Annotated in this window: 12 protein-coding genes and 3 tRNA genes; 5 read left to right on the forward strand and 10 right to left on the reverse strand. The window is 65.1% G+C overall.

Annotated features, from left to right (window positions below; translation table 11 throughout):
- The first annotated feature begins 63 nt into the window (after window positions 1-63).
- Window positions 64-837, forward strand: a complete 774-nt coding sequence (locus E3O62_RS04350; protein ID WP_198413757.1) for a GIY-YIG nuclease family protein — start codon at window positions 64-66, stop codon at window positions 835-837.
- A gap of 775 nt (window positions 838-1612) precedes the next feature.
- On the opposite strand, the gene E3O62_RS04355 is transcribed toward E3O62_RS04350, so the two are convergent.
- From E3O62_RS04355 to E3O62_RS04380, 6 genes are all read right to left on the reverse strand, one after another.
- Window positions 1613-1686: transfer RNA gene (locus tag E3O62_RS04355), tRNA-Met, on the reverse strand.
- 33 nt (window positions 1687-1719) lie between these two features.
- A tRNA-Thr gene (locus E3O62_RS04360) sits at window positions 1720-1791 on the reverse strand.
- 54 nt (window positions 1792-1845) lie between these two features.
- Window positions 1846-3711: a glycoside hydrolase family 13 protein gene (locus tag E3O62_RS04365; RefSeq protein WP_134397667.1), complete on the reverse strand. Its 1866-nt coding sequence runs from the start codon at window positions 3709-3711 to the stop codon at window positions 1846-1848.
- 7 nt (window positions 3712-3718) lie between these two features.
- Window positions 3719-4627, reverse strand: a complete 909-nt coding sequence (locus tag E3O62_RS04370; protein ID WP_134396042.1) for a sugar ABC transporter permease — start codon at window positions 4625-4627, stop codon at window positions 3719-3721.
- 1 nt (window position 4628) lies between these two features.
- Complete coding sequence (locus E3O62_RS04375) at window positions 4629-6266, reverse strand: ABC transporter permease subunit (RefSeq protein WP_134397668.1); 1638 nt, start codon at window positions 6264-6266, stop codon at window positions 4629-4631.
- A 96-nt stretch (window positions 6267-6362) separates the two neighbouring features.
- A complete protein-coding gene (locus tag E3O62_RS04380; protein ID WP_134397669.1) occupies window positions 6363-7601 on the reverse strand; it encodes a maltose ABC transporter substrate-binding protein in 1239 nt (412 codons plus the stop codon).
- A gap of 173 nt (window positions 7602-7774) precedes the next feature.
- On the opposite strand from E3O62_RS04380, the gene E3O62_RS04385 reads away from it, so the two are divergent.
- Together E3O62_RS04385 and E3O62_RS04390 are read left to right on the forward strand one after the other, a co-directional pair.
- Entirely contained in the window at window positions 7775-9442 is a 1668-nt protein-coding gene (locus E3O62_RS04385) for a glycoside hydrolase family 13 protein (protein WP_134397670.1), read from the forward strand.
- A 251-nt stretch (window positions 9443-9693) separates the two neighbouring features.
- Window positions 9694-10572 (forward strand): GTP pyrophosphokinase family protein, encoded by an 879-nt coding sequence (locus tag E3O62_RS04390; RefSeq protein WP_134397684.1) that lies wholly within the window; start codon window positions 9694-9696, stop codon window positions 10570-10572.
- Between the two features lie 27 nt (window positions 10573-10599).
- Here E3O62_RS04390 and E3O62_RS04395 read toward each other — a convergent pair whose 3' ends face one another.
- From E3O62_RS04395 to E3O62_RS04405, 3 genes are all read right to left on the reverse strand, one after another.
- On the reverse strand, window positions 10600-11775 hold the full coding sequence (locus E3O62_RS04395) for a M23 family metallopeptidase (RefSeq protein WP_134397671.1): 1176 nt from the start codon (window positions 11773-11775) through the stop codon (window positions 10600-10602).
- 276 nt (window positions 11776-12051) lie between these two features.
- Window positions 12052-12885 (reverse strand): inositol monophosphatase family protein, encoded by an 834-nt coding sequence (locus E3O62_RS04400; RefSeq protein WP_134397672.1) that lies wholly within the window; start codon window positions 12883-12885, stop codon window positions 12052-12054.
- Between the two features lie 31 nt (window positions 12886-12916).
- Window positions 12917-12998, reverse strand: a tRNA-Tyr gene (locus tag E3O62_RS04405).
- 152 nt (window positions 12999-13150) lie between these two features.
- Here E3O62_RS04405 and E3O62_RS04410 point away from each other — a divergent pair.
- Window positions 13151-14167 (forward strand): LacI family DNA-binding transcriptional regulator, encoded by a 1017-nt coding sequence (locus tag E3O62_RS04410; RefSeq protein WP_134396048.1) that lies wholly within the window; start codon window positions 13151-13153, stop codon window positions 14165-14167.
- Between the two features lie 25 nt (window positions 14168-14192).
- Window positions 14193-14681: a YajQ family cyclic di-GMP-binding protein gene (locus tag E3O62_RS04415; RefSeq protein WP_134397673.1), complete on the forward strand. Its 489-nt coding sequence runs from the start codon at window positions 14193-14195 to the stop codon at window positions 14679-14681.
- Here the strand turns inward: E3O62_RS04415 and E3O62_RS04420 are convergent.
- Window positions 14678-15547, reverse strand: a complete 870-nt coding sequence (locus tag E3O62_RS04420; RefSeq protein WP_134397674.1) for a type II secretion system F family protein — start codon at window positions 15545-15547, stop codon at window positions 14678-14680. The genes E3O62_RS04415 and E3O62_RS04420 overlap by 4 nt on opposite strands.
- Between the last annotated feature and the right edge of the window lies 1 nt (window position 15548).

The raw sequence follows: 15548 nt of genomic DNA on the forward strand, positions 1-15548 counted from the left end.
CTGACCAATGCGAAGTTCAACATCCGAGCAGGGGTCGGAGGTGCCTCAGCGTGGGATCTGCTCATGGCCGACGATCTCGAGGACTGGCTTGACATGAGCCGCCACCGCGAGCGGCACCAGAACAACAACCTTGACCGCGCCGAGTTCCTGCTCACCTTCGCCCAGTACTACCCGTACGGACCCCAGTACGTCATCTTCGGCGGGTTCTTCCAGGTGCGCCCAATCGTGCCGGAGATCATCGGCGGGCCTGGCGACGAACTGGAATTGCTTGACCAGTATTCGGAGTACATCAAACGACTCATCGTCAAGCTGGAGAGGCCGGTCGGCAGAGACCTGTACCTGCGGTGGTACGGGACGCTGCCGGACAGCAAGCTCAACCCCGAGGTGTATGAGCTCGCACCGGACACCAAGCTCGGCACGTTCCCTGGCTACCAGAACGTCAGGCTTAGGCACCACGAACTCCAGCGCATCATCGCCAACGACGAGCCGAGCTGGAAGGACGCTCTATCGAGCGTCAAGGGCGCCTACGTGATCACTGGCCTAAGCGACGGCCGGCTGTACGTTGGCTCCGCAGCGGGCGAGGCCAACGGGCTATGGCAGCGGTGGGCGGGCTACGCCCACCTGCGGAACCTGACTGGCGGCAACAAGGAGCTGGAGCGCATGCGGAGCGATCTGCATGCGGAGCGATCTGGGAGACGACCACATCATCGGCAGCTTCCAGTACTCCATCCTGGATGGATTTTCGACCCCAAGACACAGTCCGAGACGATCCTGCAGCGCGAGTCCTCCTGGAAGCTCGCCCTCGACAGCCGCGGGCACGGGATTAACCGGAACTGACCCACCGCGCGAACCGGTGACCGAACCTCCCCCGCGAGCTGCGAGACCCGCACCACCGGGAGATGCTGCCGAGCATCTCTGCGCGCTTTCGTGCGCTCGGCACTTCCTCGCGGCATCGGCCTCTGCGGTCGGGCATTGAGAACAACTGTCCCGCGACACGCTATCTCAGCCCCACTCAGCCGGCAGGGCTCTTCCTGCCGCCCCTCGGGGCGCCACCCTTCCTCGAACGCCTGACAATCCTGTGGCGCAATGTCAGGCCTGTGGCGGGAATTCTCATGTGATTCCTCGACGGTCCTGCTCCATGCCTCAGCGTCATCAGCTGACATTTCACCGGATCGCACGTCGTTCGCGACCTCGTCCGCCTTCCCCACGCCCAAGTAGATGGAGAACCTCTCGTAGGCCTCAGAAGATAGTTCCGAGCCACCGGGACCCTCGCCGCGATTGTGCGATGTGCCCATAGCTGTAGTCCCCTTTATCATGTAGTCGTTGACTGAACTCTTTAAGGGGTCGCTCGCGTCGTGCCCTTCGGGTCAGGGGCGCGATCGTCGAGCGAGTAGGACCCGGTTGCAGGTGCAACCCGAGCCTCGTGCGTCTCGGGCCGACGAGGGTGTGCGTCCGACTCGGGCAAGCACAGCAACCCACCACCCGCCGGCCGCGAGGGTATGCGCACCGGAGTTTCGCCCGCACTTCAGATCTAGAGCGGAGTCGGTCAGCATCCGGGCAAAAAGAAAGGCCCCGTGACCGGTAGAATTCCTGGTCAAAGGGCCTTTATGTGTAGCGGGAGCGGGAATTGAACCCGCGACACCACGATTATGAGCCGTGTGCTCTAACCAACTGAGCTACCCCGCCACGACCTGTCGGCTGCAAGAGCTTCCAAGCCAGAGCCCCCTGTGGGAATCGGACCCACTACCTCTTCCTTACCAAGGAAGTGCTCTACCAATGAGCTAAGGGGGCGAAGCATCCGTGTGAACGAAAGCCAAGCCAAATTTCGGCAACCGGTAAATATTATCACCAAGTCGGCCGGCTCGATGACCGTGGGGCGGAATCGGGCACCGAAACCCCCGGCAGCGCCCACGCGGTGAAGCTCGGCCCGTCCGTTTCCAGACGGATTCGTCCACCCGCCACGCTGACGGCGGCGTCGCCCAGGAGCCGGGTCGGCTCCCCTGCCACGGACCCGAGCGGCAGTGTCACCGCGCACGCGGCGCGGGCCGCGACCAACAGCACCGACTCCTCCGCACACTCGCGCACGTAGACGAGCACATCCGCTCCCACGTGCACCCAGCGCATCCCGCCGCCGTTCAGGGCCGGGTGGGCGGTGCGCAAGCGGATCAGCGCGGCGTACAGGTCGATTGTGGCCGCCACCTCGGAGTCGCCCGCCGTATCCCACGGCATGGGCGTGCGCGAGCCCTCGCCGTCGTCGCCGGCCAGTCCGAATTCGTCGCCGGCGAAGACCACCGGGATGCCCGGCAGGGTCGCGCTCAGCCCGAAGGCGACGGCCACTCCCCCGTCGATCGCATGGGTGCGGAACCTTGGAGTGTCGTGCGTGTCGAGAGCGTTCATGGTGGCCAGGCGAGTGCGCCAGGGGTAGCCGGCCGTGAACCGGAGGTGAGCGTCCACGAACGCCCGCCCGTCGGTCAGCGGGATGGTGCCGTAGGGCAGCCCGAAGAACGTCGAGGGGCTGTGCGGTTTCGAGAGCCAGCTCCACACCGGTCGGGTGAAGGTCGTATAGGTCATCGCGCCGTGCCAGCCGTCACCCTGGAAGTCGTCCGAGGCATCATTGGTCGATTCGCCGAGCAGGATGGTGTCGGGGTTCTCCGCGATCATGGTGCGACGGATGGTCTGCCGCACCAGGGCGTTCAGGTCCTCCCCCTGCAGGCGGCCGGTCATGTTCGCCACATCGATGCGCCAGCCGTCGAGGTGGTACGGGGCCCGCAGCCACTTCGCCACCACCGACTGCGGCCCCTCGATGAACCGGCGGCGCAGCTCGATCGAGGACCAGTTGAACTTCGGCAGGCTGGGCACGTCGAGCCAGGACGTGTAGTCCTCGTGCCGGTCGTCGAGCCAGTAGTAGAAGGAGCTCTCGACGGCATCCGGGGTGCGGTGCGCCGCCCGGAACCACTCGTGCCGGTTGCCGGAGTGGTTCGACGTGAGGTCGCCGATCACCTTGAAGCCCCGCTCGTGGGCAGCCTCGACCAGCCGCACGAGGGCAGCATCGCCGCCCAGTGCCGGGTCGACCACGTCGAAGCTCCGCGCGTCGTAGCGGTGGCACGAGCCGGCCGGGAACACGGGCGTCAGGTAGAGCAGGGTGACGCCAAGCCGTTCGAGGTGGTCCAGGTGCAGGACGATGCCGTCGAGGTCCCCACCGTAGAACTGGTGCGAACGGGCCGGTTGCTCCGCCGCCACCGGGTCGCCCCACGCCGCGGGCACAGCCCAGGCCGGCTTCTCGCGCAGCGCGGCGGCCGTGGAACGCCCGAAACGATCCGGGAAGATCTGGTACATCACGGTCGACGCGGCCCAGTCCGGCGGTGCCGGATGGCTGAGCAGCTTGAAGTCCTCCGCGTCGACGGTCTCGAAGGAATGCGCTCCGGCGGCGTTCAGCCACCAGTGCCCGCCGTCGGCCCGGTTGATCAGGAACCGGTAGCCGTTAGCCGGGTTCAGGATCTCGACCTCGGCCTCCCACCACCGCCAGCCCTCCGCCGCGCCGAGCAGGCGGGCCTCGTGGAAGCGCGGTTCCCGGTCGGGTGTCGAGCGCACGTGCACGGATGCGACGGCGCCCCACGCCTCCGGCACCCGCAGCCGCACGCCGACCGTGTCGCCCGGCCGCGGCGCCTGGTCGGAGACGTACAGGGCCGACCCGTCGTGGTGCGGAAGCATGCGCGCCCTACTTCACCGATCCGGCGGTCAGGCCACCGACGATGTACTTCTGCAGCCAGAGGAACAGGGCCATCACGGGCAGGGCCGCGAGCACGGCGCCGGCCGCGAAGACCGAGTAGTTAGTGGAGAATTTCTGAGACACGAACTGGTACAGGCCCACCGCGAGGGTCTGATTCTCCGGGCTGATCAGCACGATGCTCGCGATGACGAACTCGTTCGTCGTGCCGATGAAGGAGAGGAGGCCGACGACGGCCAAAATGGGTGCGACCAGTCGCAGGATGATCGTGAAGAAGATGCGCGCGTGCCCAGCACCGTCCAACTTGGCGGCCTCATCGATCGAAGCGGGAATCGTGTTGAAAAATCCGTACATCAAGTAGGTGTTCACCCCAAGAGCCCCGCCGAGGTAGACCATGATCAGGCCGACCTGCGAGTCCAGTCCGATCGCGGGGAAGATATCGGAGATGCCGTTGAGCAGGAGGAATATCGCAACGACAGCCAACAGTTGGGGAAACATCTGCAACAGTACGAGCGTGAGCAGTCCCCCCCGGCGACCGAAAAAACGCATCCGGGAGAAGGAATACGCCGCAAGGGCGCCCAAAAACACCGTGCCGATCGAAGTGATCACTCCGATGATCAGGGTATTGCCGTACCAGGCGGCGTATGGCTGTTGGGGCAGGTTGAAGAGCGTCACAAAGCTGTCGAGGCTCACCTTGCTGAAGAGCCCATTTGCCGTGATCAGGGTGCCACCGGGTTGCAGCGCTGCCGAGAGCACGTAGACGAGGGGGAACGCCGAGAACACGGCCATGAACACGCCGATCAGGTGGCGCCATCCCGTTGCTTTGAACCAGCGCTTGAACTGGAATGACGACCTTCGCGCGACGATGCGGTCGCTTGTCTCCCGATTGTTGACCTGCATGTCAGTTCAGCTCCTCTAGTGCCTTGGTCTGCCTAAAGCTGATGATCGACACGATCGCGACCAGCAGGAAAATGATGATGGAGAACGCGCTCGCCAATCCGTAGTCGCGGTTCGCACCGACGAAGGCGACCTTGTAGACCATCGAGATGAGGATGTCGGTCGCACCGACATTCACTCCCGCGGTGACGTCTCTCGGCCCGCCATTGGTGAGCATGTAGATGAGGTTGAAGTTGTTGAAATTGAACGCGAACGACGAGATGAGCAGCGGGGCCACCGACACGAGCAGCAGCGGCAGCTTGATCAGCCGGAACACCTGCCAGGGCCGCGCCCCGTCGACCGTTGCCGCCTCCTGCAACTCGCCGGGAATCGACTGAAGAGCACCCGTGCAGACCAGGAACATGTAGGGGAAGCCGAGCCACAGGTTCACGAAGATGATGCTGAATTTTGCCAGCCATTCGTTTGTGAGCCAGGGTATTTCCGCCCCGCCGAACAGCACCTGGTTGACGAAGCCGAACTGCGGGTTGAGCAGCCCCGCCCAGACCAGCGCGGACAGGAATGCCGGGAACGCGTAGGGAAGAATCAAGACGACGCGGTAGACGTTGCGTCCGCGCATCCGCAGGTCATTGAAGACCAGCGCCAGGAAGAGCCCGAGCGCGAACGTGGTGGCGACAGAAAGGAAAGCGAAGGCGAAGGTCCACAGGGTCACGTTGATCAGCGGCCCCCGAATGGAATCCGTGCCGAACGCACGGGCAAAGTTATCGAATCCGACCTCGACCTTCCAGCCGGGGCGCAGTTCGGTACCGTCCTCCGCGGCGAACGCCCCGACCGTGCGGTCCTCGGCGTAGACGACGTTCGTCGTGGTGTTCGTCATCGTTCTCGCGGCCTCGTCGTAGACCAGATCGGACAGGTAGAGATAGGCCTTTGAGCCGTCCGGGGTGCGTAGCACCCCCTCGTTCGGGTCGTCGGTGAGCGGCACCGAGAGGGCCGCGATGACCTCTTGATTGGCAGCGATGTCGCTGAACTTGAGCGAGGTGTAGCCGGGAAGTGCGGTGGCGACGCCGTCGGCATCCGTCTCGGCATCGGTGACTTCACGCAGGGGCGCGTCGGCACTGCCGACGCTGATCCGGCCGTCAGGGTCGGTGACGAGGAGACTGTAGGCACCCAGTTGCTCGATCACGGTGATGTCATACGCGACCGAGTCCGGCACTCGCTGCTGCGCGGAGGCGATGAGTGATGAAACCGCGTCCTCCCTGGTGCTGTTGTGCCCGGTGCCGTAGTTCGTGAAAGCGATGTAGCCGGAATAGCCCACAACAAAGATTTGGAAGATCACAAGGAAGATCAGGCCGGGGGTGAGGTACTTGGCCGGCAGGGCGTTTTTGCTGAAGTAGATCCAGTTGACGATCAGAGTGACTGCCAGAACGAGTCCGAAGACGACCCAGTCCTGCTTCAGGAAGAGCACGAAGAGGGCGTAGACGCTGATCGCGTCGACAATACCGAGGAGCAGAATTTTCACCAGGAGAATCTTGATCCCGACGGACGCCGCCTCGGCAATTCGTCCCGCCCGCTTGGATTGCCTCAACCGGGTGACCAGCGAGTTGTCGCGCGCGGTGCGATCGCGACCTGTTCGTGGGGTGGGCATCTTCGTCCGATCTCTGGCGCCTGCCGGCAACCTTGCCTGATGTGTGGTGAGGGAGCACGCTGTGCCCGGCTCCCTGATGGAGCCGGGCACACGGTGTTACTTCGCGATGGCGCCCTGGATTTCGCCAGTCATCTTCTGCCACAGCGCTGCCGGGTCACCCTCGCCCGCGATGATCGCGGCCTCGGTTACACCCCAGAACTGCCAGACCTTGCCCATTTGCGGGATGTTGGGCATCGGAACGGCGGTTGCTCCGACCGTACCGAAACCGGCGGTGATCGGGTCGGCGGCAGCTGCCTCGAAGGCGCTGGTCAGCGCCGGCGGGCGCCCGCCGACCTCGTAGAGCGCAGTCTGCACCTCTTCGGAGCCGATGTAGTTCACCAGGAATTCATTGGCAGCGAGAGCGTTCTTGGTCTTCGCACTCACGAAGAAGCCCTGCACGCCGACAAACGGCTGGGCAGGGTTGGCGCTGGCAGTCGGGATCGGGTCGATCGCGACGTCGATGCCGGCCTTCTGGGCATCCGGGACATTCCACGGACCGGAGAGGAAGAACGGCGATGCGCCGGCGTTGAACTTCTCTTTGGCGATGTCGTTGGTGATGTTCACGCTGAGGTGCCCTGCGGCGCCTTCGGATGCGAGCCAGGCCGCGTAGGCCTCACCACCGGCGTTACCGATCGAGAGGTCTTCAGCGTTATAGCTGCCGTCGGAGTTGGTGCCGAACACGGGGGCGCCGAACGAGGTCTGGAACGGGTACAGGTGATACGGGTCCGATTCCGGTCCAACGGGCACGAGGAACGGGAACTCAGTGCCGGCGGCGGTGCCGGCGGCGACCATGTCCGCGTACGTCGCCGGCGCGGTCGGCGCCAGGGCCGTGTTGCGGAGGAGGGCGATGTTCTCGATCGAGTAGGGGACACCGTAGGTCTTGCCCTCGAAGGTCATTGCGGTGACGGCGACCGGCTGGAAGTCAGCAGTCGTGTCACCGAGTTCGACGGGCTTGAGCACGCCGTTCGAGACGAGGTTCCCGATCCAGTCGTGGGCGCCGATCGTGATGTCGGGGCCCTTGCCGGTCGGAACCTGTGCAATGAACTCTTCCTGGATCTTGGGGAAGTCCTTCTGGATGAGCTTTACCTTGACGCCGGATTCCTTCGTGAATGCCGCCGCCGCGTCTTTGAGGACCGTGCCGCGGTCGGCATCGACCCAAACCGTCAAGGTGTTGGCGGCGGCTTTGTCGCCGTCGCCATCCTGCGGGGAGGCCCCGCCGGAGCATCCGGACAATGCGAGGGACGCTGCGACCACTACTGCGCCGGCAGCGACGAGACCTTTCATGTTCACCATCATTGGTGTGCCTTTCTCAGGACATTGAAGATTTATGCAAGCGTTTACATGTATAGCAAGTATCGGAACCATTGACAACTGAAATAGTCGGATCTATATCTCGGGCAGGTGATGCGCGCAGCCCACAGGCGTGCAAGCGCTTCCATCATCATGAAAATGCCGTAGGGTTTCTTTTCATGACAGGCTCAGAGTGGTGGCGAACCGCAGTTATCTATCAGATCTATCCTCGGTCCTTTGCGGACGCCAACGGTGACGGGATGGGCGATCTGACCGGCATCACCAATCGTCTCCCTGCTCTCCGGGCTCTCGGGATCGACGCCATCTGGCTCTCGCCGTTCTACACGTCACCGCAGAACGACGCTGGTTACGACGTGGCCGATTATTGCGATGTCGACCCACTCTTCGGCACGCTCGCTGACTTCGACACCCTGCAGCACACGGCACACGAGCTGGGCATCCGCGTGATCGTGGACCTCGTGCCGAACCACTCCTCCAGTGAGCATCCGTGGTTCGAAGCTGCCCTCGCGGCCGCCGAGGGCAGTGAGGAGCGCGCGCATTACATCTTCCGTGACGGCCAGGGCGAAAACGGCGACCTTCCCCCGAACAACTGGGATTCCGTCTTCGGCGGCAATGCCTGGACCCGCGTCACGAACCCGGACGGCACTCCCGGCCAGTGGTACCTGCACCTCTTCGACACCACCCAACCCGACTTCGACTGGGACAACGAATGGGTGAAGGCGCAATTCCGTGATGTGCTCCGGTTCTGGCTCGACCGCGGGGCGGACGGTTTTCGGGTGGACGTCGCGCACGGCATGATCAAAGCGGCTGGTCTTCCCGACTACACGCCTCCGGTCGCGAGCGGCAGCATGGGCGGCGCCTCGACGGAGGGTCCAGGCATCATCACCGAGTGGCCCGAAACCGCGCCCTACTGGGCCCAGGACGGTGTGCACGATATCTACCGCGACTGGCGCCTCATCCTCGACGAGTACCCAGGCGACCGTATCCTCGCTGCCGAGGCCTGGGTCGACCCGCTCAGCCACGTCGCCGAGTGGGTTCGCCCCGACGAGATGCACCAGGCCTTCAACTTCGCCTACCTCGAGACGGCCTGGGCCGGCCCGGCTCTCCGCCGCGTCATCGACGATTCCATCGCTGCGTTCGGCGCGGTTGGTGCCCCGAGCACCTGGGTGCTCTCCAACCACGACGTCGTGCGCCACGCGTCCCGGCTCGCGCTCAACCACGAGAACCTGCAGGGCCACGGTATCGGGCCGACGACGCCCGACCTGCCCGACAACGTGATCGGCCTGCACCGGGCCCGGGCCGCCTCGGCGCTCATGCTCGCGCTGCCCGGCTCCAGCTACCTCTACCAGGGCGAGGAACTGGGTCTGCCCGAGGTCATCCACCTGCCCGACTCCGCCCGCGAAGACCCCACCTGGTTTCGCACCAACGGAGAGCGCTACGGCCGTGACGGATGCCGGGTGCCGCTCCCCTGGGAAGCCGCCGCTCCCTCCTACGGCTTCGGCCCCTCGGCCGAGAGCTGGCTGCCGCAGCCGGACGAGTGGGCGGGCCTCGCCCGCGACGCGCAGGTCGGCGTCGCCGGCTCCACCCTCGAGTTGTACACGCTGGCCCTGGGCCTGCGCCGGGAGCACGCCCTCGGGCTGGGCTCGGTGGAGTGGCTGGACGGCCACGCTGACGAGATCGTGGCGCTGCGCAATGGCGCGGTGACGGTCGTCGCGAACACGGGCGCGACATCCGTGCCTCTGCCTGCCGGCGAACTGCTCCTCGCCAGCGGCCCGCTGCCCGGCAACACGCTCCCCGGCGACACCACCGTCTGGCTGCGCGCCTAGCCCCCGCCCTCCGAGCCTTTGCCCTACCGAATTCGACGGGCATTCCCCAAACGGCCGGTTTAGAGCGCAAAACCCGGTTGTAGAGCAAAATTTCCGTCGAATTCGTTTGGGGCACGGGGCGGAACGGCGCTCGAAGGCGACGGCCGCCGCGTGCTCCGGCGACGCGATCAGTGACCCCGCAGCGCCGCCATGGGACAATCGGAGGGCGTCGCCTGAACGGGGAGCGCATCGAAGGAGTAGCAGTGACCGGCATGGGGATCGACAGCGGAACCGAACACGGAACCGAACCGGGACCCGGCACCGACCCCGAAGCCGAAGCCGACCAGGCAGCCCCGACGCGCGGGGATCTCGCCGAACTTCGCGAGCTCACGACAGAGCTCACCCGATTCATGCTGGCGTACAAGTTCGCGACCGACGAGATGATGACGAAGATCAACATCTTGAAGGAGGAGTTCGCCTCCATCCACGACTACAGCCCGATCGAGCACGTCAACTCTCGGCTGAAGACGCCCGAGGGGATCCTGAAGAAGGCCGTCCGCAAGGGCTGCCCGCTCGTCCTCGACGACATTCGCGCCCAGATCCAGGACATTGCCGGCATCCGCATCACCTGCAGCTTCATCTCGGACACGTACCGCATTCTCGACATGCTCACCAGCCAACTCGACGTCACGGTGCTCGAGGTCAAGGACTACATCGCCGCCCCGAAGCCGAACGGTTACAAGAGCCTGCACCTGATCGTCGACATCCCCGTCTTCCTGTCCGACCGGGTCGACGAGGTAACGGTCGAAATCCAGATCCGAACGGTCGCGATGGACTTCTGGGCGAGCCTCGAGCACAAGATCTATTACAAGTACCACGGGGCGGTTCCGGTGGATCTGGTGGGCGACCTCAAGCAGGCGGCGGATGCCGCCAATCGCCTCGACCTGAAAATGGAGGGCCTGCACGACCAGGTCCTTGCCATGGAGCCCGACGGCAGCGGAGAGACCCACCTGCTCGAGATCGCCGGGCTGTCGCAGCTGGCACTGCCCGAGGGCCTCCTCGCTGCCATCGGCCGCGCCCGGGCCGCCGAGTCCGCGCCAGTGACCGAGCCTGAGGACGAGGACGAGACCGAAGCCGAGGCAACCGGCTAGTTCCCGCGGGCCTGAGTCGGGGTCGAACTAGTTCGTGTTGGCGTACAGCCAGACGAGGGGGTTGACCTTGGTGCCGTCCTTGCCGCCGACGCGGATCTCGAAGTGCAGGTGCGGGCCGGTGGACATCCCGGTGTCGCCGACCTGACCGATGACCTGGCCGACCGTGACGACGTCACCGGTCTTGAAGAGCATCGAACCGTGGATCATGTGCGCGTAGACGCTGGAGACGAGCTCGCCGTCGATCATATGGTCGATGATCATGTGCACGCCGAGGCTGCCTTCGCCGTCTTGGGCGTAGCGCACGACGCCGTCGGCGATCGACTGGATCGGTGCGCCGAGGCCCGGGTTGAAGTCCTGGCCACCATGGTTGGAGGAGCAGCCCGCACAGTCGCGGAAGCCGAACTCGTCACCGATGTGCACGCCCACCGAAAAGGGCCATTGCACGGTGCCGTTCGGGTTGTTCGTGAAGGTCGCTTCCATCCGGATTCCGCTGGCCGCTGCGACCTCGGCGATGGTCTTCGACTCGTAGCCGTCACGCTCGACCGAGATGGTGTCCGCTCCGCCGGTCATGGAGAGCGTCTGGGCAGGTTCGCCCTGGGCGCTCAGCTTCGCGTTGTAGGCAGCGGCCTGCACATCGGCAGAGGACAGCAGCGCCTCGGCCGGCAGGGAGGTGGCCACGGCCATCAGGGCGACGAAGGCCATGGCGACCATCGTGACGCCCGTCGTGGCGAACTTGCGCACCCGATTGGCGGGGGCCGTAGCGGTGGTGCGGGGCCAGGGTGCCGGGGCTGTGACGGCGGCCGGGTGAACGGCGGGCGCCAGGCGCTCCCGGGCCGATGCGCGGCGGGGGCGGGAGGCGGGCTGTTCCGCGCGGCGCTGCGCCCGGGTGGGGAAGGGGATCTCCGTGGACGTCGTGACGGCGGAGACGACCGTCTGCAGCCGGTCCACGTCGGAGACCGGAGCGTCGGCGGCGGCCGGCGCGGCGATCAGGCGGTCCGAGTCAGCAATCGTCACGGACTCGAATTCAGGTCCGGCGAGGCTCGCGGCGACCAGAAGATCGAGGTCCGGCGTCAACGGCCCGGCATCAGCGGCGGGCGGCGCGTCGATGTCCGCGGAGCCTGGAATGTCCAGCACTGGGACGGACATCCGCTCGCGCTTGCGCAGCTCGCGACGCGTGAGGGGCTTCGTTGCGGGGTCACTCACACCCGGCAGCGAGGCAGCCGAGCTGGAGGAGTGAGGGAGCAAAGGATCGGTTCTTTCGGCGCATTGGTGGGCATCAACATAGTCGTCTTGGCCTCAACCAAAGTAACGAATCAATACAGGTTACCGCCCGGAGGCCGGTTATCCCTACGCTTCGACGCAGAATGACACCCGAAAAGGGGCACTGCCTCCGTTTCCGGCGATCTCTCCGGGCCGCCCCGAGCACGTCGGTCACCGGTGTTTCCGCGGCATCCGTCTCGTTCGAAGCGGTTCAGTCGCCTACGCTTCCGCGTCGGCCATGAAGTCATCGAAAAGTTTGGCCAGAAGGGGCTGGCAGACCCGATAAAGGTCGGGAGCCCCGGCGATGAGCAGGCCCATACCCTCGCGGTCGGCTCCGAAGCCACCGACTCGAGCGCCGGCCTCGCGCGCCACCAGCGCGCCGGCCGCGTGGTCCCAGGGGCTCAGCCCGCGCTCGTAGTAGAGGTTCAGCCGCCCGGCGGCAACCGAACACAGGTCGAGTGCGGCCGACCCGATGCGGCGGATGTCCCGCACCTCGCCGATCAGGCCCCGCACGACGTCCGCCTGCCGCTCTCGTTCGGCCGCGCGATAGGAGAAACCGGTGCCCAGCAACGCCAGCGACAGAGGCACGTCCGTTGGCACCTGCAGCCGACGGGCGCCCAGCCACGCCCCGTCACCTGCTGCCGCGGTGAACAGCTCGTCACCGGTCGGGTTGTAGACGGCGCCCGCCAGCGTGGTCCAGGTGGCCGGATCGGGGTCACCCTCGACGACGGCGATACTGACCGCCCAGGCCGGAAAACCGTAGAGGTAGTTGACGGTGCCGTCGATCGGGTCCACGACCCAGGTTAGGCCGGATGTGCCGCGGGTGGCCGCCGATTCCTCGCCGAAGAAACCGTCATCGGGTCGGGCGTCGGCCAGGAGAGCCCGAATCAGCAACTCGGTTTCCCGGTCGGCCAGGGTCACGACGTCTTCCGGGGAGGACTTCGACGCGGCGACCTGCACCCCAACAGTTCTCCGCCGGGCAGCCAGTTGCCCCGCGGCGAGCGCGGTGTCCTGGGCGAGGCGAAGCAATCCGGCTGAGGCGCGTGTGGTCATGGCTCAACGCTAGGTGATGCGGTAGAGAGAGTGGCAAGTGAGGGATTCGAACCCCCGAAGTCTAAGACGGCTGATTTACAGTCAGATCCCTTTGGCCACTTGGGTAACTTGCCAGTACGCACCCGACCATATGCAAAACACGTGACCGGAGACGCTCAGTCAGAGTACAAGGTTTTGGTCCCTAGTGAGAAATCGGCACGTCCGGTACCTATCGGACGGTGGATATGATCGGAGATGACTCAATTTCATTCCCGATAGGAACCTCATGGTAGGCATCGATGACGTCGCCCGCCACGCGGGCGTCTCTACCGCCACTGTTTCGCGCGCACTCAGCGGCAACGGCCATGTATCCCCTGCCACCCGGTTAAAGGTCGAAGCATCCGCCGGGGAACTCGGCTACGTCGTCTCCTCCACGGCATCGAGTCTCGCCTCCGGACGGATGAAGAACATCGGTGTCGTCGTTCCGTTCCTTGACCGCTGGTTCTTCTCCAGCGTTGTCGAGGGTGCTCAGAAATCCCTCTTGAAAAACGGCTATGACCTCACCCTGTTCAGCCTGACCGGCGGCGGAGGCGAGCGCCGCATCGTGTTCAACCATTTCCTGCTGCGTCAGAGAGTGGATGCTGTCATCGCGATTTCGCTCGAACTGACCACGACCGAAGTTGCCACCCTGCACGCACTCGACAAGCCGCTGGTCGGCGTCGGCGGCCCGATCGAGGGTGTTCGCACGCTCACGATCGATGATGTTGCCGTGGCCAGGCTCGCCACGGAACATCTCCTCTCCCTGGGCCACACACGGATCGCACACATCGGCGGAAATGAGGACGTCGACCGGGACTTCCATCTTCCCACCAACCGCCGGGTCGGCTATGAGTTAGCCCTGACGGCAGCTGGAATCACTCCGGCTGCCGAATTGTTCAGGCCTGCGGACTTCACGATGAAAAGCGGCTACCAAGCGGCCATACAACTTCTTGGCAACCCGCGCGGTCGGCCGAGCGCCGTATTCGCCGGCTCAGACGAGATGGCGATCGGAGTCATCCTTGCGGCACGGGACCTCGGCCTCGTCGTGCCACGGGACGTGTCCGTGATCGGAATCGATGACCACGAACTCGCGGACTTCTTCGGCCTCACCACGATCGCCCAATTCCCGCAGGGGCAGGGCGAGAAGGCCGTCGAGATTCTGCTGGACCGGCTGCGCCCCGGCCAGAACCAGCTCTCGTCCCTGAACACCCCGATGCCGTTCGAACTCCTCGTGCGCTCCAGCACCGCCCGGCCGGGCGAATAGCCACCCACTGGGTACTATTGCAGGCATGGCAGACTCAACGTTCGACATCGTCAGCAAGGTCGACCCGATGGAGGTCGACAACGCCCTCAACCAAGCCCACAAAGAGGTCGCCCAGCGCTACGACTTCAAGAATGTCGGCGCCTCGATCGAGATGAGCGGCGAGAAGGTGCTTATGAAGGCCAACTCCGAGGAGCGCGTCAAGGCCATCCTCGAGGTCTTCGAATCCAAGCTGATCAAGCGCGGCATCTCCCTGCGCAGCCTGGAGGCTGGTGATCCCTTCGCCTCGGGCAAGGAGTTCCGGATCGAGGCATCGATGAAGGCAGGGATCGACCAGGAAAATGCGAAGAAGATCAACAAGATCATCCGCGACGAGGGCCCCAAGGGCGTCAAGAGCCAGATCCAGGGCGACGAGCTGCGGGTCAGCTCGAAGAGCCGCGACGACTTGCAGGCCACCATGTCCCTACTCAAGGGCAAGGACCTCGACGTGGCCCTGCAGTTCGTCAACTTCCGCTAGGCGAACGCCTCGATCATGCTCAGCACGGCTGGGGTGAGCAGCACAATGAACAGCACCGGCAGAATGCAGAAGATGAGCGGGAAGAGCACCTTGACCGGGATCTTCATCGCTTTCTCTTCGGCGCGCTGACGGCGGCGCAGGCGCATTTCCCCGGCCTGCACCCGGAGCACGTCCGCGATCGCGATGCCGTAGGTGTCGGCCTGGATGACCGACCGGGTGAACCGACGCAGGTCCGATGACGAGGTGCGTTCGCCGAGCGCCTGATAGGCGTGCGTTCGGGTGCGGCCGATGCTCATGTCCTGCAGGGTGCGGATGAATTCCTCCGCGAGCGGCCCCTTGCCGTTCGTCGCCGCCTTGGCCATCGCCGCTTCGAAGCCCAGACCGGCCTCCACGGCGATCGTCATCTGGTCAAGGGTGTCGGCCAGGGCGTTCTGGATCTTCTCTTGTCGCTCCTGCCCGCGGCTGATCAGGAGAAGGTCGGGCACGAAGAAGCACAGCAGCACGAGCAGAGCACCGAGCACGAATCGCGTCGGCGCCGGGTCTGCGCTGATCCACAGGAGCGCGAGGAGCGCACCGGCGGTGCCCGCGAGTGGCTTGGCGATGAGGATCTTGTCGATGGTCCAGGCCGGAGGCCGACCCGCGAGCGCCAGCCTGCGGTCGAGCATCCCGAGGTACCCTCGGGGGGCCAGTTCGCGCATCGTTCGGCCGCGTTTGACGGGCGCTGTGGTCGTCCCGACGAGGTTGAGACCTGCATCCCCAAGGTCAGTGACCGGCTTGCCGGCGCGGCCCCCGACGAGGATGCCGACCAGGACCGCGAACCCGCCGGCGACGGCGAGAGAGGCGAGGATTGCAATGAGTGAGGGCATC

Origin of the sequence: Cryobacterium sp. TMT2-15-1, assembly GCF_004402345.1 — a bacterium.
In the GTDB taxonomy this organism is placed as follows: Bacteria; Actinomycetota; Actinomycetes; order Actinomycetales; family Microbacteriaceae; genus Cryobacterium; species Cryobacterium sandaracinum.

Bases quoted from the DNA above. Each gene is read 5' to 3' on its own strand.
- E3O62_RS04350 (WP_198413757.1), top strand. From the start codon at position 64: ATGGCCGACGATCTCGAGGACTGGCTTGACATGAGCCGCCACCGCGAG.
- E3O62_RS04365 (WP_134397667.1), bottom strand. From the start codon at position 3,711: ATGCTTCCGCACCACGACGGGTCGGCCCTGTACGTCTCCGACCAGGCG.
- E3O62_RS04370 (WP_134396042.1), bottom strand. From the start codon at position 4,627: ATGCAGGTCAACAATCGGGAGACAAGCGACCGCATCGTCGCGCGAAGG.
- E3O62_RS04375 (WP_134397668.1), bottom strand. From the start codon at position 6,266: ATGCCCACCCCACGAACAGGTCGCGATCGCACCGCGCGCGACAACTCG.
- E3O62_RS04380 (WP_134397669.1), bottom strand. From the start codon at position 7,601: ATGATGGTGAACATGAAAGGTCTCGTCGCTGCCGGCGCAGTAGTGGTC.
- E3O62_RS04385 (WP_134397670.1), top strand. From the start codon at position 7,775: ATGACAGGCTCAGAGTGGTGGCGAACCGCAGTTATCTATCAGATCTAT.
- E3O62_RS04390 (WP_134397684.1), top strand. From the start codon at position 9,694: ATGGGGATCGACAGCGGAACCGAACACGGAACCGAACCGGGACCCGGC.
- E3O62_RS04400 (WP_134397672.1), bottom strand. From the start codon at position 12,885: ATGACCACACGCGCCTCAGCCGGATTGCTTCGCCTCGCCCAGGACACC.
- E3O62_RS04410 (WP_134396048.1), top strand. From the start codon at position 13,151: ATGGTAGGCATCGATGACGTCGCCCGCCACGCGGGCGTCTCTACCGCC.
- E3O62_RS04415 (WP_134397673.1), top strand. From the start codon at position 14,193: ATGGCAGACTCAACGTTCGACATCGTCAGCAAGGTCGACCCGATGGAG.
- E3O62_RS04420 (WP_134397674.1), bottom strand. From the start codon at position 15,547: ATGCCCTCACTCATTGCAATCCTCGCCTCTCTCGCCGTCGCCGGCGGG.